Below are 24,597 nucleotides of genomic sequence, written 5' to 3'. Positions count from 1 at the left end.
CGTAAAGGCCGCAGGTGCAGGTCGGGTGCGGGTCCGGCGATGTCAGCGCGACGTCAGCGCCGTGTGAGGGCCGCGTGAGCGCACGGGCGCAGGGTCGTCCCATGACAAGGACCCCAGCTGCCACCTCACCCTGGGCCGTCGAGGCGCACGGGCTCGTCAAGACCTTCGGCGACAACCGTGCCGTCGACGGCGTCGACCTGCGCATCCGCGCCGGCTCCGTGTACGGCTTCCTCGGCCCCAACGGTGCCGGCAAGACGACCACCATCCGCATGCTCGCCACCCTCCTGCGGCCCGACGCCGGCACGGCCACCGTGTTCGGCCGGGACGTCGTGCGCGAGGCGCAGGCGGTGCGCCGGCTCATCGGCGTCACCGGCCAGTACGCCTCGGTCGACGAGGGCCTGTCCGCGACCGAGAACCTCGTGCTCTTCTCCCGCCTGCACGGCCTGTCCCGCCGGGACGCGCGCCGTACGTCCGACCGGCTGCTCGAGGAGTTCGGCCTGACCGAGGCTGCGGCCCGCCCGCTGAAGAACTTCTCCGGGGGCATGCGCAGGCGTCTCGACCTCGCGGCCTCGCTCATCTCGCAGCCGCCGCTGATCTTCCTCGACGAGCCGACCACCGGTCTCGACCCGCGCACCCGCACGCAGATGTGGGACACGATCCACCGGCTCGTCGAGGGCGGCTCGACGGTGCTGCTGACCACGCAGTACCTCGACGAGGCCGACCAGCTCGCCGACCGGATCGCCGTGATCGACCGCGGGATCGTGGTCGCCGAGGGCACCGCGACCGAGCTCAAGGTGTCCGTCGGCACCGCACGCCTGCAGCTGCGGCTGACCGACCCGGCCGACGAGCCCGAGGCCCGCCGCCTGCTGCACGCGGTGCTCGGCGTCGACGCGGCGCACGCACCCGACGGTCGGCTCACCGCACCGGTCAGCGCGGCCGACGACGCCGGCGACGTGCTCGTCGCGCTGCGCACCGCCGGCATCAGCCTGCGCGAGGTCGCCGTGCAGCAGCCCTCGCTCGACGAGGTCTTCCTCAGCCTGACCGGGCGCCCCGCGCACGAGGACGCCCCTCGCTCCCCCGCCGACGACGACGCCGACGGCGCCGCCCTCAGCACCCCTGCACTGGAGAGGCTCGACGCATGAGCACCCTGACCCCCACCCGCACCCCCGCGCACCCTGCACCCACCGACCCGTGGGCGCTGGCCGACGCCGCCTCCAACCACGTCGACCTCGCCGCGACCGCCCGCCACTCGCTGACGATGGCCTGGCGCGGCCTGCTCAAGATCCGCCGCACACCCGAGCAGCTGTTCGACGTGACCATCCAGCCGATCATCTTCACGCTCATGTTCACGTACATCTTCGGCGGGGCGATCGCCGGCGACGTGCAGTCCTACCTGCCGTTCTTCATCCCCGGCATCCTCGTGCAGACCGTCATCACGACGTCGGTCGTGACGGGCGTGCAGCTGCGCGAGGACATGGACAAGGGCGTGTTCGACCGGTTCCGGTCGCTGCCCATCGCCCGGATCGCACCGCTCGCCGGCGCGCTGCTGGCCGACACCGTCCGGTACGCGATCGCGACCACGCTCACGTTCGCGATGGGGCTGCTCATCGGGTGGCGCCCGGACGGCGGCTTCCTCGGCGTGCTGTCCGCCGGCCTGCTCGTCGTGGCCAGCTCGTGGGCGATCAGCTGGATCTTCGCGTTCTTCGGCGTCATCGCCCGGTCGGCCAGCTCGGTGCAGGGCATCTCGATGATCGTGCTGTTCCCGCTGACGTTCGCCTCGAACGCGTTCGTGCCCGCCGACACGCTGCCGGGCTGGCTCAAGGCGTTCGTCGACGTGAGCCCGGTCTCGCACCTGGTCACCGCGGCACGCGCGCTCACGATGTCGGGCAGCTGGACGATCGACGCGCTGTGGGCGGTGCTGGGCGCGGCGCTCGTCGTCGCGGTGTTCGCCCCCCTGACGGTCCGGGCGTACATGCGCCGGGCCTGACGGGGGCCGCGGTTCAGAAGGGCCGGTTCAGCAGGACCGGCTCAGCGGCCGTCGGGCAGCGCGCGCAGCAGCTCGAGCGCGCGAGGCACCTGCTCCCCGCGCGGCAGCGCCCGGCCCCGTGCCCGGGCGCTGCCCGCGGCGTCGGCACCGAACTGCTCGGCGGCACGCGCCCAGTGCACGGACCGGTCGAGCGCCGGGAAGTCCTGCCGCGACTGCATCGCCTCGGCGAGCCCCAGCAGCTCCAGGCAGCCCGGGTCGTCGGGCACGGTGGCCGCACGCCACGCGGCGACGCCGACGAGCGCGGCGCCCAGCACGGGACGGTCGGCCTGCACGTGCCGGCCGCGCTGCTCCCCGAGCACCAGGTCGCGCACGACGGCGACCGCACCGGGGCCCGCCGGGTCGTCCGCCCGACCCATGAGCGCGTGCGCGCTGAGGAAGGCACCGGCGAGCAGCAGCAGCCACGGGTCGGCCCGGGCCAGCGTGCGGTGCGCGAGCGGCATCGTCGCCCGGTACCGCTCGGTCGCCAGGTCGTCCTCGCCGCGGACCCGGGCGATCTCCGCCAGACCGATCGTGCCGAGCATGACGGAGTCGTGCGACTGCCCCTCGCCCTCGGCCAGGTCGCGCAGGTGCGGCTCCGCGGCGTCGAGGTCGCCGAGGGTGAGCAGCGCGATCGCCTGCACCTGCGCGGTCGCGGCCCGCATCTCGCCCATCACGGGCGTCTCGCCGTCCCGTCCCAGGTCGGCGAGCCGTGCGGCGGCCACCTCGGCCCACTCCCACGCCTGCTGCGCCTGCCGGCTCTCGCCGTACGCGCTGGCCACGGAGGACGCGCACAGCACCTGCCACCAGGCGTCGTCGGAGCCGACCGCCAGGTCGTAGCCGGCACGCGCGTACGTGATCGCCCCGTCGATGTCGCCGACGTTCTCGGCGAGCACCCAGCTGGCCATGTGCCCGAACCGGCTGGTGGGCTGGTCGGCCGAGGCGCGGCTGGCCGCGAGCAGCGCCTCGACCGCGGCGACGTCCTGGATCGAGGCCACCATGCGCGCGAGCGCGGAGGTCACGGGGCGCAGCGGCGGGTCCGTGGCCAGCACGCGACGCAGCGACCGCCAGGCGACCGCACCCGTGCGCAGGTCGCCGAACATCAGCTCGATGGTCGCGATCATCGACAGCCCGAGCAGCAGCGGTTCCGCGTCCCGGGGCGGCACCGTCGCCGGTCCGCGCCCGGCGTACCCGACGACCCCCCACGCGGTCTCCCACACCCGCAACGACGCCGGGGCCAGGGCGACCAGCTCCCCGTACGCGCCCTGCAGCCCCCAGAGCATCCCGACGACCGAGAACACGCCCGCCGCCGTGTCGGGCCGCCCGTCAGCCAGGGCCAGACGCAACGCCAGGACGAGCGTCTCCTGCTCGCCCGAGACGACGCGGTCGAGCAGCAGGTGCTCGATGCTGTCGACCCGCGAGTACCGCGCCCGGCACAGGTCCCGCGCCCAGTCCATGACGACGGTCCGGGCGAGCGACGCCTCACCCGCATCCAGGGCGTCCCGCTCGGCGTACTCGCGGACCGTCTCGAGCATCCGGTAGCGCATGCCGCCGTCGGCGTCCTCCTCCGCCTGCAGCAGCGACTGCGCGACGAGCGCGTCCAGGTCGTCGAGCACCTCGGGCGCCGGATCGGCGTCGGGCACCAGGTCGCCCCGCGTCTCGACGGGCTCCCCGGCACGGGTGGCGTACCCGGCGGCCGCCGCCGTGAACCCGTCGGCGAAGCCCGACACCCTCCGGCACAGCACCTGCTGCCTGCCGGTCAGCAGGTCCCAGCTCCAGTCGATGACGGCCCGCAGCGTGCGGTGCCGCTCGGGTGCGGTCGACGCCCCGCCCACCAGCAGCGCGAACCTGTCGGTCAGCCGCCGTTCGATCTCGGCGACCGTCATCGACCGGGTCCGGGCCGCCGCCAGCTCGATCGCCAGCGGGAGCCCGTCGAGCCGCTGGCAGAGCCGCACGACGCTCTCCGTGGGCAGCACGACCGAGGGGCGCACGGCCGTCGCACGCTCGACGAACAGGTCGACGGCCGGGCCGGGCGCCCCGTCGGGGGTCAGGGCGGCGAGCGGCTCCAGCGGGTGCACCCGCTCGCCCGCGACGCCCAGCGGCGCCCGGCTGGTGGTCAGCACGCGCAGCGTCGGCACCGCGGCCAACGCCTCGGCGACCCAGGCGGCGACCCCGTCGATGACCTGCTCGCAGTTGTCCAGCAGCAGCAGGGTGGGGTGCTCCGCGAGGCGGTCCAGCACCCGGTCGGCCAGCGGACGCGAACGGACGTCCGGCACGCCGAGCCACGTCGACGCCTCGGGCACGCCGAGCGAGGCGGCCACCACCGGGAGCACGTCGGGCGCGACCCGTGCACCGACGAGCTCGACCACCGCCACCGCCTCGTGACGGGTCGCGGCACGTCGTGCGACCTCCTGGCCGAGCCGCGTCTTGCCCATGCCCCCAGGCCCGAGCACCGTGACCACGCGCGCCGCGCGCAGGGCCGCCTCGACGCCCTCCAGGTCGTGCTCACGCCCGAGCAGCGCGGACGCGGGCGCCCGCACCCCGGGCGCGGAACGGCCGATCGGGCCGGCCACCGCGCCGGCGTCCACGAGGTCGCCCGCCGTCCCGCCCGCCGTCGGGTCGACCGGGAGCCGCGTCCTCGGCCCGGCAGGAGCGGTCGGGGCTGGATCCGGCGCCGGGGACTCGCCCTGCAGCAACCGCACGTGGAACGCCGCGAGCTCCCCCGACGGGTCCGTGCCGAGCGTCTCGCGCAGACGCTCGCGGTACTCGCCGTACTCCGCGACCGCCTCGGTGGTGCGACCCGCCGCGTGCAGCGCCCGCAGCCGGACGAGCAGCGCCGCGTCGTCGAGCGGTGCCGCCCCGACCAGGGCCGACGAGGCGCCCACGGCGGCCGGGTCACCGAGCAGCAGGAGCGCCTCGGCGCGTGCCCGCAGGAGCTCCCTCTCCGTGACCGCCGCACGCGCCAGCAGCTCGTCGGCCAGCTCCGGGTCGGGCACGTCGGTGCCCGGTGCGCCCGCCCACAGGGCGAGCCCCTCGTCCGCGAGGTCCCGTGCCGCGCCCGCGTCGCCGTCCCGCAGCGCGACGGCCGCACGACGCGCCACCCCGTCGGCCCGGTCCAGGTCGACCTCGACGGCCTCCACGTCCAGCCGGTACCCGGTCGGCGTCGAGACCAGCAGGCCGGGGCGGGTCAGGGAACGCACCCGCGAGACCAGCGTCTGCAGCGCGGCGCGCCCCGAGGCCGGAGGCCCGTCCGGCCAGGTCAGGTCGATCGCACGGGCGGTCGTCAGGGCACGTCCGGGCGCGAGCACGAGCGCGGCCAGCAGGTTCGCCCCGCGCCCCGACACCGCGACGAGCCCACCGTCCGGCGCCGCCGCACGCAGGGGACCCAGGACGGTGACCTGGAGCGGTCGGACCGTCGGTGAGGGCACCCGCCGCAGTCTAGGTCGCGGGGTGCCGCAGGATGGGGGCATGGCATCCCCCACGCTGCACGTCGCGGCGGCCCTGATCGTCGACGACGCGGGCCGCTACCTGCTCGTGCGCAAGCGCGGGACGACCGCCTTCATGCAGGCCGGCGGCAAGATCGAGCCGGGCGAGGAGCCGCACGACGCCGTGGTGCGCGAGGTCGCCGAGGAGCTCGGCGTCACGGTCACCCCCGAGCAGGTCCGCCCGCTCGGGCACCACGACGCCCCGGCGGCCAACGAGCCCGGGCACCGCATCTCCGCGCACGTCTTCGCGGTCGACGGCGTCGTCGGCGCCGTCCCCACCGCCGAGATCGCCGAGGCCGTCTGGGTCGACCTGGAGCAGGCGGCGCGGTTGCCGCTCGCGCCGCTCACCGCGACCCTGCTGGGTCTGGACGTCGCGCAGCGCGGACCCGCGGGTGCCCCGCTCGGCGCGTGAGAGGAGCACGAGCGTGAGCTACGAGTTCGAGTCGCCGCTGACCCCGTGGCAGGACGACCGCCCCGACAGCTGGGTGTTCGTGCACCTGCCCCACGAGCTGTCCGACGAGATCGCCGACATCGCCGCACCCGTCGAGCGCGGCTTCGGCTCGGTGCGCGTCGAGGCGACCCTCGGCACGTCGACCTGGCGCACCTCGCTGTTCCCGGACTCGCACCGCAAGACGTACTCGCTGCCCGTCAAGCGCACCGTGCGGCAGGCCGAGGGCGTCGGCACGGGTGACGTGGTGCGGGTCCGGGTCCGACTGCTGGACGCGCCCCAGGCCTAGGGCCGCGGGCGGTGATGCCTCACCGAGGTTCGCCGGTCTCCGGGCTGGGGGTCGTGCGCCAGACGAGGACCGTGTTCGTCGCGAGAAGCGCTGCGAGCAGCGCGACGAGCGTGACGAGGCTGCTCGTGTCCAGCTGGTAGACGCCGCCGAGCGCGAGGTACCCCTGCGCGACAGCGGTGGACGCGATGACGGCGGCCAGCGCTCCTGCGCTCGTGCCGATCGCGGCGCGGGTTGCGGCGATGCGGCGAAGGTCCGCGCGGCTCGCGCCGATCCGCCGCATCCGGAGCCGAGCGTCGTGAGCCGTGGTGGATGTCGCGGACGCGAGCAGGATCGCGCAGAGCACGGTGGAGAGCCCGAGCGCCGCGCCGGCGATGGTCAGCGCTCGGATCCGGGGCAGAGAGACCAGAGCGGCAGCATCGCCGCTGACAGGGGTGAACGTCGCCACGGGGGCTGCCGCCAGGATTCCGCTCTCCTCGGCGGCCAGGTCGCTCGCCCGGAAGCTGAGGTAGGAGAAGCTCGATGACGTCTCGTCCGAGGTGCCGATGCCGACCAACGACGGGTCGAGCGTGTGGACCTGTGCGGGATCCCCGCTCCATCCCACCGGTCGCGTCGTGGTCGTACCGGAGGTGCTCTCGACGATCATCAGGGCTCCGGCCGGGTAGGTGACTCCGTCGGTGCAGGCTCGTCCGTCGGCGGCACCGATGGTCCCGAAGACGGCCGTGAGCGCGTCACAGGTTCCCCATGCTTCGGCCGAACCGTCGCCCTGGCGAACGAGCACGTCATCGTCGCGGGCGGCACGGGTGGCGGCGAGCACCTGGTCCGTGGTCGTCGCGAAGAGCGATGCCGTCCACCACGTCCCGCTGTCTCGGGCAGATCCCTGGCCGTCGACGACGAGCTGGACGGCGCCCGAGAGCATGAACACCGTGGCCAGCACGACGAGCGCAGAGGCTTGGATGACGACGGGTGTCGTGTCGTAGGCGACCTGACGCCAGGCTGCCAGGCGGTGAAGGCCGGTCTCGCCGTCGACACGGCGCGCCCGGGACGCGACGATGCGCCCGGCAGCCGCCCCGGCGCCGATGATCGCCGCGAGCGACGCGGCCAGGAAGAGCACGGTGGTCGTGGTGCTCGGTGCGCCCTGCTCGTGCCGGACCCATCGCCCGGCCCACAGGGCGGCGAGCGAGACCCCGCCGAGCAGGCCGCACACGACCAACCATGCAGGTGCGGCATCCTGCGGACCGGTGCGGGTGCTGAAGGGGTCCTTCGCGCTGCGCTGAGCGACGCGCGAGGCGATCGCGCAGCAGAGCAGGACCTGCACGAGGGCCACGAGCACGACGAGAAGTGCGCTGCGCGCCCACGACGGGGCGAAGAAGCTGATCCCGAGGCTCCCGCTCGGGCCTGCCACGTGCACGACCACCGCACCGGCGCCCGCGCCCAGGAGGCTCGGCGGCACCGCCGCGCGCGCCTGGAGGACTCCGACGACCCGGCGCAGGTCCCGTCGGGACGCACCCACGAGCGCGAGCGACGCCAGTCGCGATCGGACTCTCGCCACCTGGGCGACACCGACCGCGATCACGAGCGTGAACCAGGGCACGAAGGCGAGCAGGGTCAGCATGAGGCGGCTGGGCGTCACCGGCAGCGCCTGAGGAACGTCGGCGCTGAGCGCCCCCCAGCCGGTGGCCTCGTACGGCAGCGGCTCGTCCGAGTCTCGGCCCACGACCGCCTGCAGGGCGTCAGGGGAGCTGAGCCCTGCGGCGCCGATCTCGCCGACGATCGTGCCGGGAACCCGTGCCGCCAGGCTCGGGTCCGCCTCGAGGGCATCGTTGAGCGCAGGCGAGACGTAGGCGGTGCCGGGCGCAGGGAAGTCGGACGTTCCGGGCGGAGCTTGAGGGGTGGCATCGCCATCGGCGGCGAGCAGCAGGACCTGCACGGCTCGCCGGTCGTCGTAGGAGTCCACGGGAAACCAGGTGAAGGTCGTCGGCGCGTCGATCGTGCGCCAGGGGGTGACCGTGAGCTGACGATCCTGGGCCTGTGGCACGGCAAGGAGCAGCGCGGCGGCGATGGTGGACGTCGCACCCGCGACGAGCAGTGCGACCCCGAGAGCCCAGCGGACCCCCGACCCGTCGGCACGGAACAGTCGCAAGGCGAGACGGATGACACCCGAACGCGTCACCCGTGCACCGTCTCGGCGTGAGTCTTCTCGGGGACGACCCGACCGTCGTGGACCTCGAGGACACGATCGAGCTGGGCCGCCAGCCCGGCGTCGTGCGTCACCATGACCAGCGCACTGCCGGCGGCGGAGGCGGCGGCGCGCAGCGTCGCCATCACGGCTGCCCCGTTGGCCTCGTCGAGCGCGCCGGTAGGTTCGTCCGCGAACACCACGCTGGGACCGTGCACCACGGCCCGGGCGACGGCAGCCCGCTGGGCCTGGCCGCCCGAGACCTCGTGAGGCATCCGCCCGGCCTCGCGCCCGACCCCGAGCATCTCGAGCAGGCCCGCAGCTCGTCGTCGGGCCTCGACACGTCGCGCCCCGGCGAGAAGCAGCGGGAGCTCGACGTTCTCGGCGAGCGTCAGCTCCGGCATGAGCTCCCCGCCTTGCAGGACGAAACCGAAGTCGTGCAGTCGCAGCTCCGCTCGCGCATCGACGCCGAGCGCCCCGAGGTCCTGACCGCGATAGGTCACGCGACCCTCGGACGGGCGGACCAGAGCTGCCATGCACCGCAGCAGCGTGGACTTGCCGGCACCGCTCGGGCCGACCAACGCGAGTGACTCACCTTCGGCGAGCTGCATCGACGCTCCCGCGAGCGCGGTGGTCTTCCCGTAGGCGACCACCACGCTCGCGACGTCGATCAACGTGCTCACCACCGGCGCAGTGTCGGGGTCGACATGCGACTGTCGGGATTCAGCGTGCCGCGGTCCTTGGCGGGTGCCGACGCCACGATCCCGAAGGCCGTGACGGCGGCAACGATCGCGACACATCGTGCCCTCACACGCATCTCAGACTCCCCTGTTCCCTTCGGCACCGTGGCGCGCCCGGGACGTTGCATGCCCGAGCGGTCAGCTCACCTCGTATGGTGCAGCGCGATGCGGGTCTGGCGTGGCCGTTCGGTGACCTGCGGCTGCCCGGCACTCGGCGCTTCGCACCAGGTCGGCCAGGGAGTTGCGCGCAGGCGGTCGCGCCCGGCGCCGCGGGTACTCGACGGACCCGCGGCGGCCTGCGACCCTCGGACCATGCACTTCTCCTCGATGGCTCTCGCGTCGGACGGGGACGACCCGGCGGAACTGCAGGCCCACCTCACGCGGTACCAGCCCCCGGAGAACGAGGTCGGGGCCGAGATCGGCGGGGTGCACGTGCTGAGCCGCACCGAGGACGTCGCCCTCGTCCTGGCCGGTGCGCGCGTGCACTCGACGGGCATCGAGCTGGAGCTGGAGCTCCGGCTGCGGGTGGCAGGTCACGACGGCACCCGGCACCGCGACTTCTGGGAGGCGGTCGAGCAGACCTGGGTCGGCGTCGCGCTCGCGGACGGCACCCGTGTCGTCGCACGGCCGGCGCGTTCCTTCGGTCGCCGCCCCGGTGAGGCTACCTACGTGCTGAGCCAGAGCGGCGGCGGAGGAGGGGGCCGGTCCTACCGGCAGACGTTCTGGTTGTCACCTGCCCCGCCCGCGGGGGATCTCGTGGTGGTGGTCGCCAACCCCGAGCTCGGCCTGCCCGAGGGCCGGCACACGCTGCCGACCGCGGCGCTCGCCGAGGCCGCCGCCACGGCCCTCGTGCTGTGGCCGTGGGAGCCCGACCCGCCGGTCGACCCGGACGACGCCGGCCGGCCGTCACCACCCCCGAGCGGGTGGTTCGCGGAACCACCCGCGTGACGGATCCGGTCAGCACGCTCCTCGAACCGGCCCCAGCACCGAGGATGGCGCCTTAGCGTGGGCGCATGACCGTCCTGAAGCCCTGGCACCTCGTCGTGCTGCTGATCCTCGTCGCGATCGTGGCCGGCGTCGTGTGGTTCGTCCGGGCGGTGACCAAGCGGTGATCGGGCGCCGGTGAGCGATCAGCCCTGCCCCGCGCCAGGGACCTTGTCGGTGACGTCCTCGTACGTCGCGGCCGACGGCAGCTCGGAGGGCGCGTAGACGAGCCGGACGACCCCGGTCGGGAAGATCTCGGACCGCAGCAGGTGCAGGGGGTAGATCGGCTCGCCCTCGTCGAACAGGCGCTCACCCTTGCGTGCGGCGACGGGGTGGACGAGCAGGCGCAGCTCGTCGAGCACACCGGCGGCCAGCAGCTGGCGCACGAGCGAGATGGACCCGGGCACGAGGATCTTGTTCAGACCCGGCTCGGCGGCGAGCGTGGTGACCGCCTCGACGAGGTCGCCGTGCAGCCGTTCGGCGTTGCGCCAGCCGAGCTCCTGGTGGCCGCGGGTGGCGACGACCTTGCGGGTGTCGCCCAGCGTGGCGGCGAACGGGGCGTCCACCCCGCCTGCGCTCTCGCGCTCGGGCCACGCGCCTGCGAACGAGTCGTACGTGACACGGCCGAGCAGGAGCACGTCGGCGCCCTCGTAGTCCTCGGTGACGGCGGCGCCCATGTGCTCGTCGAAGTACGGGAAGTGCCAGGCGGGGTCGATCTCGACGACGCCGTCGAGCGAGATGAACAGGGTGGAGACGATCGTGGCCATGAGGACCTCCCGTGCCGTCGTCGCGCCCGCACGCCACGGACGCCCGGGACGATCAGACCGCATCTGCGGGCCGGCTGCACGTCCCGGGTGCCGCTCCGTACGCTGATCCGATGGACCTGCGGTTCTCGGGCGAGCTCTGGTACTGGCGTGGACCGTCGCCGTACCACTTCGTCACCGTGCCCGAGGAGGAGTCGGCGGCCGTGCGGTCGGCCGCGTCCCAGGTCAGCTACGGCTGGGGCGTCATCCCCGTGACGGCCCAGGTCGAGGGCACCCGGTGGACCACCTCGCTCTTCCCGAAGGACGGGCACTACCTCGTGCCGGTGAAAGACGCGGTGCGTCGGGCCGAGGACCTGCAGCTCGGGGACGAGATCACCGTCGTCCTGACGGTCGACGTCCCCGAGCCGTTCGGCAGGTCGCGTCCGCGCAGGTGACCAGCACGGGCCGGCGCCGGAGGGCTCAGCGGCCGTCGCCCGCCTCGGCGAGCTCGCGCTCGCGCAGAGCCTGCGCGACCGCCTCCTGCACGCGCGCCTCCTCGCGGGCCGCGCTCCGCCGCAGCGCCCGGCGCCGGACACGGGGCAGGCCGAGCGCGGCGGCGACCAGCAGGAGGACGACCGCGAGCAGCAGCCACGGCACCGCCCACGCCCGGCCGGTGGCGCTGACCGGGTCGAGCGTCGTGGTCGAGCCCGACGCGTCGGTGACCAGCGGGGTCACGGTCACCTCGGCGGCCAGGCGCACCGCGGGGACCACCCCGGCGACGGGCACCTCGACCGTCCAACGCTCACCGGGCAGCAGCGCGGGCGGGTCCGCGACCCGCGCGGCCTCGGCACGCAACCGACCGGCCGGCCCGGTCACCGCGACCGCCTGCTGTGCCGACACCGTCGCGTTGCCCGTGTTGTGCAGCGTGTAGGTCACGGTCGCGTCGCCGGTGCCCACGGGGTTGGCCGTCCCGTCGTAGGTCACGTGCACGTCCTCGACCGCGAGCGCGGGCCGCACCTCGCCGCCGACCCGCAGGTCGACCCGGATGCCGAGCCGACGGTCGACGGTGATGCCCTCGGCGGCGTCGTCCTGCACGAGCGAGGTGACGACCCCGCCGGCGTAGTCGCCGGGCGTCGCGTCGTCGGGGACGGTCACCGTGAACGGGACCTCGACGGACGCGCCCGGGTCGACGGTGACGGTGTCCGTGCTCGCCTGCAGCCACGCGCCCACGGCGGTGGACTCCTGGTCACGGGTGAGGATGTCGAACTGGCCGGAGTCGGTCGTGTAGCCGTCGGCGGCGTACACGGCCAGCTCGAGCGGGGCATCGCCGTGGTTGACGACGACGAGCGCGTCGTCGACGGACGCGCCGGGATCGACGCCGTAGGTGTACCCGGTCCGGTCGGAGCCGAACGCGTTGGAGGCCGTGCGGACCGCCCACGTCACGTCGTCGTCCGCGACGGCCGGTCCACCGGTCGCGAGCCCTACGGCTCCGGACGCCACGAGGGCGAGAAGCGCGGCCACGACGGCACGGGCGGACGTGGGACGGGTTCGGTGGTGGGTCGCGCGCATCGGGTCCTCGGTCGATCGGTGAAGCACGGGTCGGGCACAGGTCGGGCAGGGGCCGGGCAGGGGTCCAGCAGAAGCAGGGGAGACCGGTGGTGCGGGTGCCGGCCCGCACCCGCACCACCGGTCAGAGGGACGCCGGGATCAGCTGCTCAGGGCGGTGATCGTCAGCGTCGCGCGGTAGCTGCCGGTCTCGACGGCGCTGGGGATCTTCAGGTCGAGGCCCGCACCGAGCTGCGCGGTGCCGGACTCGTGGCCCTGGTCGGCGTAGCCGAGCGTGGACGAGACGGACAGGCCCGTGCCGCCGTCGAACCCGGAACCGATCGAGCCGCCCGCCCGGGCACCCGCACCGGCCTGCACGACGGCCGGGGTCCAGCCGAGGTACGAGCCGGGGAACGTCTTCGACGCGTCGCGGAAGTCACCGACCGAGGCCGAGATGGACCACGGCGCCTGCGAGCGGCGCGTGTCGGAGACGGTGATCGCGTTGAGCTGACCGGCTGCCTCGAAGTACGTGCCGTCCTTCTCGACGGCCGTGCCGAGGTCCACCAGGCCGTTGTGGCCGTCGATGGTCCAGCCGAACTCGCCGGGGGCCGCCTCGGGGACGGCGACCTGGATCTCCTGGCCGTCGCCGTGGTACGGGTGCACGGTCACCGAGTCGACGACCGAGCCGACCGGCTGTGCCGCCGACGCGCCGGAGTCCGGGCCGCACCAGGAGACCTTGCTGAGCTCGACCGCCGCGTTCGGGGCCGCGCACGTGCCGGAGCGGATGTTCTCCACGACCAGCTGGTCGTTGCGCACCTGGACCTTGACGTAGGTGCGCACGTGCTCCTGGTTCTGCACCGAGTTGTACCAGTAGCGCGAGGCGTCGAGCGGGTCGGCGCCGTTGCCGGCACCCGAGGTGCCGCTGCTGTCCGGGGCGGTGATGTCGTAGTACTTCGAGCCGGAGGCGGTGTCGGCGGTCACGTAGAGCACGCCGCCGGGGCCCGCGTACACGTCGGCGGCACCGGGCTGCTCGTCGGCGTCGGCCTTCGCACCGTTCTTGATGAGGTAGCTGCGCGTGTAGACGTGGTCGTGGCCCTGGAGCACCAGGTCGACGCCCAGGTCGGAGAAGGCGGTCGTGAAGTCGACGCGGCGCGCCTTGTTGTCGGAGTCCTTGGCGTGCGACGCGGCCGAGTAGATCGCGTGGTGGTAGACGAGCACCGTGTACTTGGCGTCGGCACCGTGCGCGTTGACGACGTCGGTCACGTACGCGACGTGCGCGTCGTCACCGCCGCCACCCTGCGAGGTGGCGTAGCTGTTGCTGTTCAGGTCGATGAACAGGACGTCCTTGTAGATGTACCAGTAGTCGCCGCCCGAGGTGTTCGAGGTCGGGTTGCCGTTGGAGTACAGCGCGGCGGAGCGGTCGGTGTTCGGCGTGTACAGGTGCTGCTCGTACGCCTTGCCGCCCACGTCGTGGTTGCCGATGGTCGCCGCCCACGGGTACTGGCGCAGCTTGTCGGGGGCGAGGAACGCGGTCCACTGCGCCTCGGTGTTCGCCGTCTCGACCTGGTCGCCGCCGGAGACGAGGAGCTCGGAGTCCGGGTTGGCCGCGAGCGCGACGTCGAGGGTGTCCTTCCAGCCCGCCTGGTCCTTGGCGACGTCGCCCGACGCGCCGATCTGCGGGTCGCCGAAGAAGAGGAAGTCGTAGTCCCCCTCGAACGACTGCGTGCGGAAGGAGTAGGCCTGCGACCAGCCGCCCTCGGCACCGACGCGGTAGCTGTAGGCGGTGTCCTCCTGCAGACCGGTGAGGACGGCGTGCCGGTTGTAGCCGCCGCTGGTGGCGATGTTCGCGCCGCCGGTGGCCGCGTAGGTGACCGCGTCGGCCGGGAACGCGCCGTCGACGAGGGAGGCGGTGGGGACGAGCTGGACGACCTGGGCGGTGTCCGCCGAGGAGTACCAGGTGACGATGCGCTGGGACTCGTCGGCACCGACGCCGAGGACGATGCCGCTGAGGGTGGCCGCGTCGGCGGTCGTCACCGTGTCGGCGGCGGTCGCCGGGGCGACCGCGAACCCGCCGAGGGCGACGGCCGTGCCGACGGCCAGTGCGGCGAGCCGCACCGGGAGCCGGTCGTGACGCTCACGTGGAGCTGTCGTGCTGGAGGACATGCGCCGTCCGTTCTCTTCGTGCCAGAGGGATGTGTCGGAGCCGATCGGGCCAAACCGGGACGAACGGGCCCACGTTCACCGCGCCGGGTGAACCGCCTCTGAACAGGGACGATCCATCGGGTGGCGCAGGCCGGAACACCTGAGTCGGGCTCCCGCCGTGCGCTCAGAGGCCCCCGAGCCGTTGCACGAACCAGACGAGACCGGTGACGGTCACGACGCCGGCGATCACGCCCGTCGCGGTCAGACCGACGCGCGGCGAGCGTCGACGCAGCAGGGCCAGCACCGGGAAGACGAGCGCGATGATCGCCAGCTGCACGGCCTCGATGCCGACGTTGAACACGAGCAGCGACCACAGCAGCTGCCACGACCACGGTTCGTCGATGCCGAGCGCCCCCGCGAAGCCGAGGCCGTGCACGAGCCCGAAGGCGAACACGACGCCGAGCCGCACCAGGCCGGGCCGGTCGAGCCCCAGCGGGCCGCCCGTCCCGAGGTCGGTGGCCTGCGCACCCTGCTCGCGCAGCCGCCACAGGTGACCGCCGGCGACGACCGCGATGGACAGCGCGATGATCGGCTCGACGACGTTCCCGGGCACGTGCACGAGCCCGGTGGCGGCGATCACGAACGTCACCGAGTGCGCGACGGTGAACGCCGTGGCGGCCAGCACGATCTCGCGCAGCCGGCGCGACCCGGCGATGACGGCGAGCAGGAACAGGATGTGGTCGGTCCCGGTCAGCAGGTGCTCGGCGCCGAGCCGGAAGAACTCCACGAACCGCTCGGTCCACGCCTGCTCGGTCGAGAACGTCGGGTGCGCGCCGTCGAGCGCCGCACTGCCCGAGCGTCCGTCGAGCGTGTACGTGACCACGGTGCGGGTCCCGGTCACGTAGCCCTCGGCGTCGCCGAACAGCGTGCTGGTGATCTCGTGCGCACCGTCGGACGCGTCGCACGTGTGGTCGAGCGTGAGCACCGCGTACGGCACGCCGTCCCGCTCGGTGACCTGCACGTCCCCGACCTGCACGGGCGCGCACGACCGGTCGCCGGAGGCCACCGTGAACCGCTCGGTGACGTAGTCGAGCACGGTGCGGGCGTGGGCCTGCAGGGCGTCGGCCTGCTCGTCCGCGTCACCGCTCTCGAACGCGGCCGTGCCGTCCTGGAACAGCGGGTCGTCGCCCTGTGCGTCGGCTGCCGACACGACGAGCAGGTCGTACTCGAGCCCGACCTGCGTGCGCACCCGGCCCGGCTCGGGCGCGCTCACGTCGACGTACACGACCGAGGTGAACCCGTGCGCGGAGGCGGGTCCGGCGACGAGCGTGAGCACCGCGCCGAGCAGCAGCCCGAGCGGGACCAGAACCCGCACCAGCACCGGCGGCCGCTCGGATCGTTCGCGGGCGGGCGGGCGGGCGGGGCGCGACATCGGTCTCCTCGGCGGTCTGTCCGACCGGTCCGTTCCGGGTCGGTCTGCCGCAATCTGTCCGAGCCGCGTGAACGAGCGGCGGACCGTCGGCGAACTCGCGCGGAACGATCGGCGCCCGACCTGCTGCGACGCCTCGACCGCCCGGTCCGGTGGGGTAGGAAGAAGCCTTGCCGCGCCCACGCCCCCACCCGTCCGGAGGACGACCCGTGCGACCCCGCCCCACCCGCACGCCCGCCGGACCGTCGGCCAGCACGCCCACCAGCACGGCACGCGCGGTCGCCCTGCCCGTCGGCGCCGCGCTGACCCTCGGCCTCGCACTGCTCGCCGGCTGCGCCTCCGGGTCCGACTGGTCGCAGCCGCACCCCGGCCCGGTCGCGGTCGGCGCGCTCGCCGTCGGGTTCGTCGCCCCCGACTCCACGCCCTCCCCCGAGGCGACGATCGTCCCCGAGCCCGGCTCCTGGGACGCGATCGGACCGCGCGAGGGCTACCGCGTCGTCCTGGTGACCTCCGGCGACGACGCCCCGACGCAGGCCCTGGTCACGGCGGTGCAGGACTGGGCGCAGGCGGAGGACGTCGACCTGCGCACGATCGTCGCCGAGGACCCCGACGACCTCGTGCCGAGCATCGCCGAGGCCGTCGCCCTGCGCGGGGACCTGGTGATCAGCGCCGGGGACGACCTCGTCGACCCGCTCGCCGTGGTCAGTGCGAACCACCTGGACCAGCAGTTCCTCGTCGTCGGCGCGGAGATCGCCGAGCCGACGGGCAACGTGACCGCGGCCGACTGGTCGGGGGCGTCGTTCCGTGGCGAGGGCCTCGGGTCGGCCTCGACCTACGACCCGGACTCGTTCACGCCCGAGCGCTGCGCGACGGCCCTGCGTGCGGGCGTCGCGGCGGTGCTCGGCGGCGTCACGGGCGTCGTGGTCTGGGTCGACTGACGCTCAGGTCGCACCGCCGTCAGCGCTCGCGCTCTCCCATGTCGCCGTTCGGCGACACCACGAGCTCAGCCGAGCCGGACCATCCGCCGGGCGAGTTCGCGCCCGCGCTCGCCGAACGGCGGCTGCACGAACCGCAGCGTGTCGGGCCGCAGCGGCTTGTGCAGCACGGGCTTGAGGTGGCTGAACGTCCGGAACGAGGCCTCCCCGTGGTACGCGCCCGTCCCGCTGGGCCCCACCCCGCCGAACGGCAGCCCGGCCGCGCCGGCGTGCAGCAGCGCGACGTCGATGCCGACCGCTCCCGAGGACGTGCGTGCCACGACCTCCGCACGGCGACGCCGCGAGCCCGAGAACAGGTAGAGCGCGAGCGGCTTGTCCCCGGCGTTGACGTAGGCGATGGCGTCCTCGACCGAGTCGACGGCCACGATCGGCAGCAGCGGTCCGAAGATCTCCTCGCGCATCGCGCGTGCCGGGGCGTCCGGGTCCCCCGGTCGGGCCCCGCGAGCCTCGGCCGGGACGTGCAGCACGGTCGGTGCGAGGTAACGGCTGCCGGCATCGTGCGTCCCGCCGAACGCGACGTGCGCGCCTTCGAGCAGGGAGACGAGCCGCGCGTGCTGACGCCCGTCGACGATCCGCCCGTAGTCCTCGCTCGCCGAGGGGTCGGCGCCCCACATCTCGCGGACGGCCCGGTGCAGCGCCTCGGTGAGCGGACCGACCCGGTCGGGGGTGGTCAGCACGTAGTCGGGGGCGATGCAGGTCTGCCCGGCGTTGACGAACTTGGCCCACGCGATGCGCCGGGCCGCCTCGTCGAGGTGCGCGTCGTCGTCGAACCAGACCGGCGACTTGCCGCCGAGCTCGAGCGTGACGGGCGTGAGGTGCTCGGCGGCGGCCCGCAGGACGATCCGGGCGACCCGGCCGTTGCCGGTGTAGACGATGTGGTCGAACCGCTCCCGGAGCAGCTCGGTCGTCTCCGGGACACCACCCTCGACCACCCGGACGGCGTCCGCGCCCAGGTGCTCGGGCACGATCCGGGCGAGCAGCGCGGAGGTGTGCGGCGCGAGCTCGCTGGGCTTGAGCACGACCGCGTTGCCCGCCGCGAGCGCACCGACCAGCGGCGAGAGCAGCAGCTGGACCGGGTAGTTCCAGGGGGCGATCACCAGCACGACCCCGAGAGGCTCGGGGACGAGCCGAGCGGTCGCGGGCAGGAACGAGAGCGGCAGCCGCGCCCGGCGAGGACGGGCCCAGCGGTCCAGGTGCCGCAGGGTGTGGTCGATCTCGGTCAGCAGGACGCCGATCTCGGTGAGCTGGGCCTCGGTGCGGCTCTTGTGCAGGTCCGCGTGCAGGGCGGCCTCGATCTCGCCGCCGCGGTCGCGGAGCATCTGCCGCAGGGCTCGCAGCCGGGCGCGGCGCCAGGCGAGCGGGCGGGTGGTCCCGCGGTCGAACGCCGCACGGAGGTCGGCCACGGTCGTGGGGATGTCGGCACTGCTCGTGCTGCCCGTGCTCGGGTCCGCGTGCCGGTCCGCCTGCTGGTCCGCGTGCTGCGTCGTCGCCGTCATGCGGCCACGGTACCCGAAGTGAAACGAAAGCGTTTCGTTTCGGCATTAGGCTGGGTTCCGTGCGCTCCCCCGACCCCCAGCTGGACCAGGCCCTGATCGAGGCCGCCGTCACCGAGCTCGTCCAGGTCGGCTACGCGCGCCTGACGACGGCCGCTGTCGCCCGCCGCGCCGGCGCCTCGACCGCCTCGCTCTACCGCCGCTGGCCGTCCAAGCACGCGCTGGTCGCCGAGGCCGCCACCCGGCTCGCCGAGCAGGCGCTGCACCCGGCCGACACCGGCTCGCTGACCGGCGACCTCACCTCGCTCCTGCAGCAGAAGCACGCGGCCGTCGCCGGCGAGACGGGGATCGCCCTCGTCTCGCTCGTCGGCCAGTCCGCGCACGACCCCGAGCTCGCCCGCACCCTGCACGAGGCGGTGTTCGGCCTGACCCGCACGCACATCGCGACGATCCTCGACCGCGCCGCCGCGCGGGACGAGCTCGCCGACGGCCTCGACCGCGACGTGTTCGCCGACCTGGTGATCGGCGCGGTCCTCGCACCCCTCGTGGACCGTTGGAGCACGGACAGGGACGCCGCCGACAACCCGGCGTCGCTCACGACCGCGGCCGGGACGTCCGGCACGGACCCGAGCACCTCGACCGGGGCACTGGCGGCCGCCCGGATGCTCGCGCTGGCCGCCACGCGCTGAGACCCGCGCCGGCACGGCGGTCCGCTCGACCTGGCGACCAGGGCCCGGATCGCCCGTCGCTACGCCGTCACGAGGAACCAGACCGCGCCCGCCCCCGACGGGTCCTCCCCCGGCGACAGCCAGCCGCGTCCCACGCGCAGCAGCGCCTCGGCGGGAGTGCAGGCCCACGGCACGAACCGGCCGTCCCGCTGGTCGCCGAGCACGAGCGACTCCAGCGCGACGAGATGGGCCACCATGCCGAGCGCCAGCACCTGGACCGCCTCATGCGTATCGACCCCTCCCTCCGCTGCCACCCGCACGAACTCCTGGACCGGGCGCGGACCCTGGGCGGCCCGGCGGATCACCTCGTCGCGGAGTGTCGGCGCCGTCGACCAGTGGTCAGGCAGAGGGGGCCCTGACGTCTCCGCCAGGTCCTCCTCGTCGGAGAGCTCCGCACGACCCCACAGCGACCGACCGATCGCCTCACCCTCCGGTGTCGCCTCCAGCCAGAAGAGGTCGCTGATGTTCACACGGGGCGTCGGGAACTGCACCCAGTCCCGCACCGCGCGCAGAAGCGTCTCGGCCGACGTGCCCGGCCACGGGACGTGCCGCCCCGACCCGATCTCACCGATGACCGCCAGGCCGTTGGCGACGACGTGGACGAGCAGCCCGAGAGACAGGTCCCGCAGCACCTGCGGGTCACGACTCCCCGAACCGAGCGCGACCGAGAGCACGCCGGCAGCGTCGAGCCAGTCGTCGGCCGCCTCGGCCAGCGTCTCGTCGACCAAGGCCGTATCGAACTCCGAAGGCACGGACGAGGGCTCGTCTCCGCGCGCCGGCCACGCTCGTGATGCTGCCCTCACGGCGACTCGGCGCCGTTCTCGACCCGAACCCAGACTCCGGCTGCGGCCGATCGATCACCGGCCTCGGACGCCGACCACAGCCGTGCGACGCGAAGCAGCGCATCAGCAGGCGGGACCTGCCACGCGACGAAGCTCTCGGCTGCCACCTCACCCATCCGGACGCGCCCGGCCGCCACGAGGCCCGCAAGCACCCCGAGCGCGAGCAGCTCACGTGACTCCTGCCCCGCCACACCTGATCGAGAGGCAGCATCGAGCAAGTCACCTGGCCGCAGGAGCCGCGAGCTGCCGAGGGCGAGGACCTCGTCGCCGAGGCCCGGCTCGCCAGGTCGCGGCACAGGGCGCGGAACGGCCGCCCCGTCGAACTCGTCGTCCTCCGAGGCGGGATCCTCCCTTGCCCACACCGCGCGACCGATCGCGTCTCCGGCGGGCGTGACCGCGAGCCAGAAGAGGTCACCGGCCCGGACGAACGGACTCGGCCGCGATGACCACTCCCGGGCGAGCCGCAGCACCGCCTCGCCCTGAGTGCCGCCCCACGGACGGTGCCGCCCCTCGGTCACCCAGCCGATCGTGATCAGCCCGTCAGCAACGAGCCGGGCGAGCAGGCCGATCGCGACGTCGCGCCACACCTCCGCGCGAACGCCCCCCGCGCACCCCGCGATGTCGAGCAGCTGCGGCGCGTGCACCCAGTCCTCTGCCCCTTGCGCCAGCACGTCCTCCACGAGGGTGCGATCGGACTCAGGAACCGATGACGCACTGCCGGACCCGACGGGCCTCAGCACCGGGGGGTGACCTGGAACCACGTCGTCTCCCTCGTCGACGGCACACCGTCCGGGACCAGCCAGCTCCGTCCGACGCGCAGCATCGCCTCGGCGGGCGTGCCCTCCCACGGCGCGAACCGACCGTCCCTCCGGTCTCCCAGCACGAGCGACCCCAACGCGACGAGGTGGGCGAGCAGGCCGAGCGCCAGCACCTGGACCCCCTCCTCGGCACTGACGCCCCCGCCCGAAGCCACATGCACGAGCACGTGCGCCGGGAGCGGCCCCTCGGCGCCCCGGCGGATCACCTCGTCGCGCAGTGTCGGCGCGGTCGACCATCGGGCAGGAAGCGGCGGGCCCGATGTCTCCGCGAGATCCTCCTCGTCGGAGAGCTGCGTACGACCCCACAGCGACCGACCGATCGCCTCGCCCTCCGGTGTCGCGTCCAGCCAGAACAGACCGCTGCCGCTCACACGGGGCGTCGGGAACTGCACCCAGTCCCGCACCGCGCGCAGAAGCGTCTCGGCCGACGTGCCCGGCCACGGGACGTGCCGCCCCGACCCGATCTCACCGATGACCGCCAGGCCGTTGGCGACGACGTGGACGAGCAGCCCGAGAGACAGGTCCCGCAGCACCTGCGGGTCACGACTCCCCGAACCGAGCGCGACCGAGACCACGCCGGCAGCGTCGGTCCAGTCGTCGGCCGCCCAGGACAGCAGGTCCCCGACCAGAGCCCCGTCGTACTCAGAAGTCACGGACATGCACCCATCCTCTGCGCGCCAAGCACGCGCCGCGGCGGAGCCCCAGCGATCGGTGCGGACGCAGAGGTCGGTGGTGCCCGCCCGCAGGACGGTGTCCGAGACCTCGAGCAGGCGGTTGCCCGCGTACCGCAGCTCGTCGCTGTCGACCTCGACCCCCGCGTGCTCGACCACCCGGACCACCCCCTCCTGGCTACGACGACGGCCGTCGCGGCAGCGATCCGGAGGCTAGCCAGATCGCCTGCTCGTACGCCGGCGGACCTGTGGACAACGGGCTTCCGCGCGGCCGGCGACCTCGCGAGCGGGGATTTGTATGTCATCTTCACAAACTCCGCACACAGGAGGGCTGACCTGGGCGGCGGTCGCCGCAACCATGGGTCACGTCCGATTTGTCCAGATCCCAGGGCCCCTGGATCGCGCGACCCGAACGCCTCCCGGCGCTCCGGAAGGAACCCGATGACGACCAGCACCGCCCCCTCCACGCGCCGACGAGCGTCGGTCGCCCTCGCCGTCATCGCCGTCTCGCTGTCGTCCGTCCTGCTCTCCGGCTGCACGAGCGACGGCACCGCCGACGACGCGGCGACCAGCACGGCGCCGGCCGACGCCTCCCCGAGCACGGCGGCGGGCACGCAGGCGGGGACCGACGTCCGCGCGACCGTCGGCCCGCTGCTCCTGGGCGTCCCGGACTACTGGCAGGTCGGGGAGTCCGCCGACGGCATCACCCTCGTGCAGGCCGCAGGGTGCTCCCACGGCCAGGCGTGCCCCACGTTCGCCGTGCTGCAGGGCGAGGCGATCGCCGCCGGCTTCGACGGGTCGCAGGCGTACACGCAGGACGGCACCGGCTGCCCGAACGGGCTGACCCCTCAGGCCGGCGACGGGCAGCCGCAGGTCACCGAGATCGTCATCGACGGCGTCGACGGCACGCTCTCCACGTTCGAGGTCGCCTGCGCGAGCGCCGAGGGCGAGGTCCAGCTGAGCGTCCCGCAGACCCAGTGGTCCCTGCCGGACGCCCCCGGGGGTGCCGTGCTCGTCGTGGACCGCTGGTCGTTCGACGGGCTCGGCTCCCGCATCGCCGGCGCCGCCTGGGCGACCGGGGAGCAGTGACCCCTGAGCGGTGACGGATCCGCGTGCACCGCACCTGGGGCGGTGCCCCGTGCCCCCGACGGCCTCGCCCGCCGGGTGTCCCCGACCGGCCACAGGAAGGTGACCAGCAGAGCCCTGACGTGAGGGCCGCGGACCGACCAGGTCCCGTGGTCCGACCCGAGCCACGCGTGCGAACCGGGCGACGGAGCCCGGGCACCGGCCAGCGCCGGTGCGCACCCACACAGAGAACGAGGGGTCGATGAGAAGGATCCGAGCAGCACTGACCGCAGCAGCACTGGCGTTCGTCACGATCGTGCCGGTCGCCGGCGCGCTCGACGCGCAGGCGTCGGGCACGGCACCCGCCGCGACCGCAGTCGCCGCCACCTGTACCGGCGAGGCCTGGTCCGCCGACGCGGTGTACACGGGCGGAGCCGTCGTCGTGTCCGGCGGCCACACCTGGAAGGCCGGCTGGTGGACGCAGGGCGAGCAGCCCGGCACCACCGGCGAGTGGGGCGTCTGGCGCGACCAGGGCGCGTGCACCGGCACCACCCCGACCGATCCGAGCGATCCGAGCGACCCGAGCGACCCGAGCGACCCGGCGGCCTGCACCGCCGACCTCTGGAGCGCGACCGCCACCTACACCGGCGGCGCGCTCGTCTCGCACGCCGAGCACACCTGGACGGCCAAGTGGTGGACTCAGGGCGAGGAGCCCGGCGTCTCGGGTGGTTCGGGCGTCTGGGCCGACCAGGGCGCGTGCACCGGCACGACCGACCCCACCGACCCGACGACCGACCCCACCACGCAGCCGACGACGCAGCCCACCACGGACCCGACGACCCCGAGCACGCCGGGTGACGGCACGGGGCGCGTGGTCGGCTACTTCACCGAGTGGGGCATCTACGGCCGCAACTACCAGGTCAAGAACATCGAGACCTCGGGCTCCGCAGACCAGCTGACCCACATCGTGTACGCGTTCGGCAACGTCCAGAACGGCAAGTGCACGATCGGCGACTCCTACGCCGACTACGACAAGGCGTACACGGCCGACCAGAGCGTCGACGGCGTCGCGGACACCTGGGACGCGACCCTGCGCGGCAACTTCAACCAGCTGCGCAAGCTCAAGGCCATGCACCCGGGCCTGAAGGTCATCTGGTCGTTCGGCGGCTGGACCTGGTCGGGCGGCTTCACGCAGGCCGCGGCCGACCCCGCCGCCTTCGCGGCGTCCTGCCGGACCCTGGTCGAGGACCCGCGGTGGGCCGACGTGTTCGACGGCATCGACATCGACTGGGAGTACCCGAACGGGTGCGGCGTCGCGTGCGACACCTCCGGTCGTGAGGCCTACCCGAACCTCATGCGCGCCCTGCGCTCGGCGTTCGGCACCGACCTGGTGACCTCGGCGATCACCGCCGACGGCACCTCGGGCGGCAAGATCGACGCGGCGAACTACGCGGGTGCCGCCTCGTCCGTCGACTTCTTCATGCCGATGACCTACGACTACGCGGGCGCGTTCAACCCCACCGGGCCGACCGCACCGCACTCGCCGCTGACGTCGTACGCGAACCAGCCGATCGCCGGCTTCGACAGCGACACGGCGATCGACAAGCTCACCTCCCTGGGCATCCCCTCGGACAAGCTGCTGCTCGGCATCGGCTTCTACGGCCGCGGCTGGACGGGCGTCACCCAGGCGGCACCCGGCGGCTCCGCGACAGGTGCCGCACCCGGCACGTACGAGGCCGGCATCGAGGACTACAAGGTCCTCAAGAACACCTGCCCGGCCACCGGCACGGTCGGCGGCACCGCCTACGGCTTCTGCAACGGCCAGTGGTGGAGCTACGACACCCCGGCGACCATCGCCGGGAAGATGAGCTACGCCAACCAGAACGACCTGGGCGGGGCGTTCTTCTGGGAGCTGTCCGGTGACACGTCGAACGGTGAGCTGATCAGCGCGATCAGCTCAGGGCTGGGCAGCTAGCCCGTC

The 24,597-nt window shown here is 73.8% G+C and carries 21 protein-coding genes; 10 read left to right on the top strand and 11 right to left on the bottom strand.

Annotation, left to right across the window (positions count from 1 at the left end; genetic code table 11):
- Window positions 1-101 precede the first annotated feature (101 nt).
- Together BKA22_RS08965 and BKA22_RS08960 are read left to right on the top strand one after the other, a co-directional pair.
- Window positions 102-1,142 (top strand): ATP-binding cassette domain-containing protein, encoded by a 1,041-nt coding sequence (locus BKA22_RS08965; protein WP_146953210.1) that lies wholly within the window; start codon window positions 102-104, stop codon window positions 1,140-1,142.
- Window positions 1,139-1,987 carry an ABC transporter permease gene (locus BKA22_RS08960; RefSeq protein ID WP_146953211.1) on the top strand — a complete coding sequence of 283 codons (849 nt, stop codon included), beginning with the start codon at window positions 1,139-1,141 and terminating at the stop codon, window positions 1,985-1,987. The genes BKA22_RS08965 and BKA22_RS08960 overlap by 4 nt, the downstream gene beginning before the upstream one ends.
- A gap of 41 nt (window positions 1,988-2,028) precedes the next feature.
- Here BKA22_RS08960 and BKA22_RS08955 read toward each other — a convergent pair whose 3' ends face one another.
- On the bottom strand, window positions 2,029-5,451 hold the full coding sequence (locus BKA22_RS08955) for an AfsR/SARP family transcriptional regulator (RefSeq protein WP_179561713.1): 3,423 nt from the start codon (window positions 5,449-5,451) through the stop codon (window positions 2,029-2,031).
- 40 nt (window positions 5,452-5,491) lie between these two features.
- Between BKA22_RS08955 and BKA22_RS08950 the strand changes: the two genes are divergently transcribed.
- Window positions 5,492-5,920, top strand: coding sequence for an NUDIX hydrolase (locus BKA22_RS08950; RefSeq protein WP_146953213.1), 429 nt, complete (start codon window positions 5,492-5,494; stop codon window positions 5,918-5,920).
- Between the two features lie 13 nt (window positions 5,921-5,933).
- Entirely contained in the window at window positions 5,934-6,245 is a 312-nt protein-coding gene (locus BKA22_RS08945) for a DUF1905 domain-containing protein (protein WP_146953214.1), read from the top strand.
- A 19-nt stretch (window positions 6,246-6,264) separates the two neighbouring features.
- Here BKA22_RS08945 and BKA22_RS08940 read toward each other — a convergent pair whose 3' ends face one another.
- The gene (locus tag BKA22_RS08940) at window positions 6,265-8,415 is read right to left on the bottom strand and encodes a hypothetical protein (protein WP_146953215.1); all 2,151 of its coding nucleotides are present in this window, start codon (window positions 8,413-8,415) and stop codon (window positions 6,265-6,267) included.
- Window positions 8,412-9,107, bottom strand: coding sequence for an ABC transporter ATP-binding protein (locus BKA22_RS08935; RefSeq protein ID WP_223203604.1), 696 nt, complete (start codon window positions 9,105-9,107; stop codon window positions 8,412-8,414). The genes BKA22_RS08940 and BKA22_RS08935 overlap by 4 nt, the downstream gene beginning before the upstream one ends.
- Window positions 9,108-9,473: 366 nt before the next feature.
- Here BKA22_RS08935 and BKA22_RS08930 point away from each other — a divergent pair, with 366 nt between their 5' ends.
- The gene (locus tag BKA22_RS08930; protein ID WP_146953217.1) at window positions 9,474-10,109 is read left to right on the top strand and encodes a hypothetical protein; all 636 of its coding nucleotides are present in this window, start codon (window positions 9,474-9,476) and stop codon (window positions 10,107-10,109) included.
- A 182-nt stretch (window positions 10,110-10,291) separates the two neighbouring features.
- Here the strand turns inward: BKA22_RS08930 and BKA22_RS08925 are convergent, their stop codons facing one another.
- Window positions 10,292-10,912, bottom strand: coding sequence for a dihydrofolate reductase family protein (locus BKA22_RS08925; RefSeq protein ID WP_146953218.1), 621 nt, complete (start codon window positions 10,910-10,912; stop codon window positions 10,292-10,294).
- Between the two features lie 110 nt (window positions 10,913-11,022).
- Between BKA22_RS08925 and BKA22_RS08920 the strand changes: the two genes are divergently transcribed.
- Window positions 11,023-11,343 carry a DUF1905 domain-containing protein gene (locus tag BKA22_RS08920; RefSeq protein WP_146953219.1) on the top strand — a complete coding sequence of 107 codons (321 nt, stop codon included), beginning with the start codon at window positions 11,023-11,025 and terminating at the stop codon, window positions 11,341-11,343.
- Between the two features lie 25 nt (window positions 11,344-11,368).
- Here the strand turns inward: BKA22_RS08920 and BKA22_RS08915 are convergent, their stop codons facing one another.
- The 3 genes from BKA22_RS08915 to BKA22_RS08905 form a co-directional block, all read right to left on the bottom strand.
- The gene (locus BKA22_RS08915; RefSeq protein WP_146953220.1) at window positions 11,369-12,457 is read right to left on the bottom strand and encodes a WxL protein peptidoglycan domain-containing protein; all 1,089 of its coding nucleotides are present in this window, start codon (window positions 12,455-12,457) and stop codon (window positions 11,369-11,371) included.
- 138 nt (window positions 12,458-12,595) lie between these two features.
- The gene (locus BKA22_RS08910; RefSeq protein ID WP_146953221.1) at window positions 12,596-14,596 is read right to left on the bottom strand and encodes a purple acid phosphatase family protein; all 2,001 of its coding nucleotides are present in this window, start codon (window positions 14,594-14,596) and stop codon (window positions 12,596-12,598) included.
- A gap of 163 nt (window positions 14,597-14,759) precedes the next feature.
- Entirely contained in the window at window positions 14,760-16,007 is a 1,248-nt protein-coding gene (locus BKA22_RS08905; RefSeq protein WP_146953222.1) for a HupE/UreJ family protein, read from the bottom strand.
- 206 nt (window positions 16,008-16,213) lie between these two features.
- Here BKA22_RS08905 and BKA22_RS08900 point away from each other — a divergent pair, with 206 nt between their 5' ends.
- Entirely contained in the window at window positions 16,214-16,942 is a 729-nt protein-coding gene (locus BKA22_RS08900) for a type 1 periplasmic-binding domain-containing protein (RefSeq protein ID WP_223203605.1), read from the top strand.
- A 65-nt stretch (window positions 16,943-17,007) separates the two neighbouring features.
- Here the strand turns inward: BKA22_RS08900 and BKA22_RS08895 are convergent, their stop codons facing one another.
- Entirely contained in the window at window positions 17,008-18,495 is a 1,488-nt protein-coding gene (locus tag BKA22_RS08895; RefSeq protein ID WP_146953223.1) for an aldehyde dehydrogenase family protein, read from the bottom strand.
- A 59-nt stretch (window positions 18,496-18,554) separates the two neighbouring features.
- Between BKA22_RS08895 and BKA22_RS08890 the strand changes: the two genes are divergently transcribed.
- A complete protein-coding gene (locus BKA22_RS08890; RefSeq protein ID WP_146953224.1) occupies window positions 18,555-19,181 on the top strand; it encodes a TetR/AcrR family transcriptional regulator in 627 nt (208 codons plus the stop codon).
- Between the two features lie 59 nt (window positions 19,182-19,240).
- Here BKA22_RS08890 and BKA22_RS08885 read toward each other — a convergent pair whose 3' ends face one another.
- The 3 genes from BKA22_RS08885 to BKA22_RS08875 all read right to left on the bottom strand — a co-directional run bounded on the left by BKA22_RS08885 (window position 19,241) and on the right by BKA22_RS08875 (window position 21,710).
- A complete protein-coding gene (locus tag BKA22_RS08885) occupies window positions 19,241-19,948 on the bottom strand; it encodes a hypothetical protein (RefSeq protein WP_146953225.1) in 708 nt (235 codons plus the stop codon).
- A gap of 71 nt (window positions 19,949-20,019) precedes the next feature.
- Window positions 20,020-20,742: a hypothetical protein gene (locus tag BKA22_RS08880; protein WP_146953226.1), complete on the bottom strand. Its 723-nt coding sequence runs from the start codon at window positions 20,740-20,742 to the stop codon at window positions 20,020-20,022.
- A gap of 53 nt (window positions 20,743-20,795) precedes the next feature.
- Complete coding sequence (locus BKA22_RS08875) at window positions 20,796-21,710, bottom strand: hypothetical protein (protein WP_146953227.1); 915 nt, start codon at window positions 21,708-21,710, stop codon at window positions 20,796-20,798.
- A 282-nt stretch (window positions 21,711-21,992) separates the two neighbouring features.
- Between BKA22_RS08875 and BKA22_RS08870 the strand changes: the two genes are divergently transcribed.
- Together BKA22_RS08870 and BKA22_RS08865 are read left to right on the top strand one after the other, a co-directional pair.
- A complete protein-coding gene (locus BKA22_RS08870; protein ID WP_146953228.1) occupies window positions 21,993-22,640 on the top strand; it encodes a hypothetical protein in 648 nt (215 codons plus the stop codon).
- A gap of 238 nt (window positions 22,641-22,878) precedes the next feature.
- Window positions 22,879-24,591 carry a glycosyl hydrolase family 18 protein gene (locus BKA22_RS08865; protein WP_146953229.1) on the top strand — a complete coding sequence of 571 codons (1,713 nt, stop codon included), beginning with the start codon at window positions 22,879-22,881 and terminating at the stop codon, window positions 24,589-24,591.
- The last annotated feature ends 6 nt before the right edge of the window (window positions 24,592-24,597 follow it).

The organism is Cellulomonas soli, from assembly GCF_013409305.1.
GTDB lineage: Bacteria > Actinomycetota > Actinomycetes > Actinomycetales > Cellulomonadaceae > Cellulomonas > Cellulomonas soli.
This window is presented reverse-complemented; position numbering and strand designations above follow the sequence as displayed.

What these genes read in the sequence shown, in the direction of transcription:
- BKA22_RS08870 (WP_146953228.1), top strand. Translation starts at nt 21,993, where the DNA reads ATGACGACCAGCACCGCCCCCTCCACGCGCCGACGAGCGTCGGTCGCC.
- BKA22_RS08930 (WP_146953217.1), top strand. Translation starts at nt 9,474, where the DNA reads ATGCACTTCTCCTCGATGGCTCTCGCGTCGGACGGGGACGACCCGGCG.
- BKA22_RS08960 (WP_146953211.1), top strand. Translation starts at nt 1,139, where the DNA reads ATGAGCACCCTGACCCCCACCCGCACCCCCGCGCACCCTGCACCCACC.
- BKA22_RS08910 (WP_146953221.1), bottom strand. Translation starts at nt 14,596, where the DNA reads ATGTCCTCCAGCACGACAGCTCCACGTGAGCGTCACGACCGGCTCCCG.
- BKA22_RS08965 (WP_146953210.1), top strand. Translation starts at nt 102, where the DNA reads ATGACAAGGACCCCAGCTGCCACCTCACCCTGGGCCGTCGAGGCGCAC.
- BKA22_RS08950 (WP_146953213.1), top strand. Translation starts at nt 5,492, where the DNA reads ATGGCATCCCCCACGCTGCACGTCGCGGCGGCCCTGATCGTCGACGAC.
- BKA22_RS08915 (WP_146953220.1), bottom strand. Translation starts at nt 12,457, where the DNA reads ATGCGCGCGACCCACCACCGAACCCGTCCCACGTCCGCCCGTGCCGTC.
- BKA22_RS08925 (WP_146953218.1), bottom strand. Translation starts at nt 10,912, where the DNA reads ATGGCCACGATCGTCTCCACCCTGTTCATCTCGCTCGACGGCGTCGTC.
- BKA22_RS08895 (WP_146953223.1), bottom strand. Translation starts at nt 18,495, where the DNA reads ATGACGGCGACGACGCAGCACGCGGACCAGCAGGCGGACCGGCACGCG.
- BKA22_RS08905 (WP_146953222.1), bottom strand. Translation starts at nt 16,007, where the DNA reads ATGTCGCGCCCCGCCCGCCCGCCCGCCCGCGAACGATCCGAGCGGCCG.
- BKA22_RS08920 (WP_146953219.1), top strand. Translation starts at nt 11,023, where the DNA reads ATGGACCTGCGGTTCTCGGGCGAGCTCTGGTACTGGCGTGGACCGTCG.
- BKA22_RS08865 (WP_146953229.1), top strand. Translation starts at nt 22,879, where the DNA reads ATGAGAAGGATCCGAGCAGCACTGACCGCAGCAGCACTGGCGTTCGTC.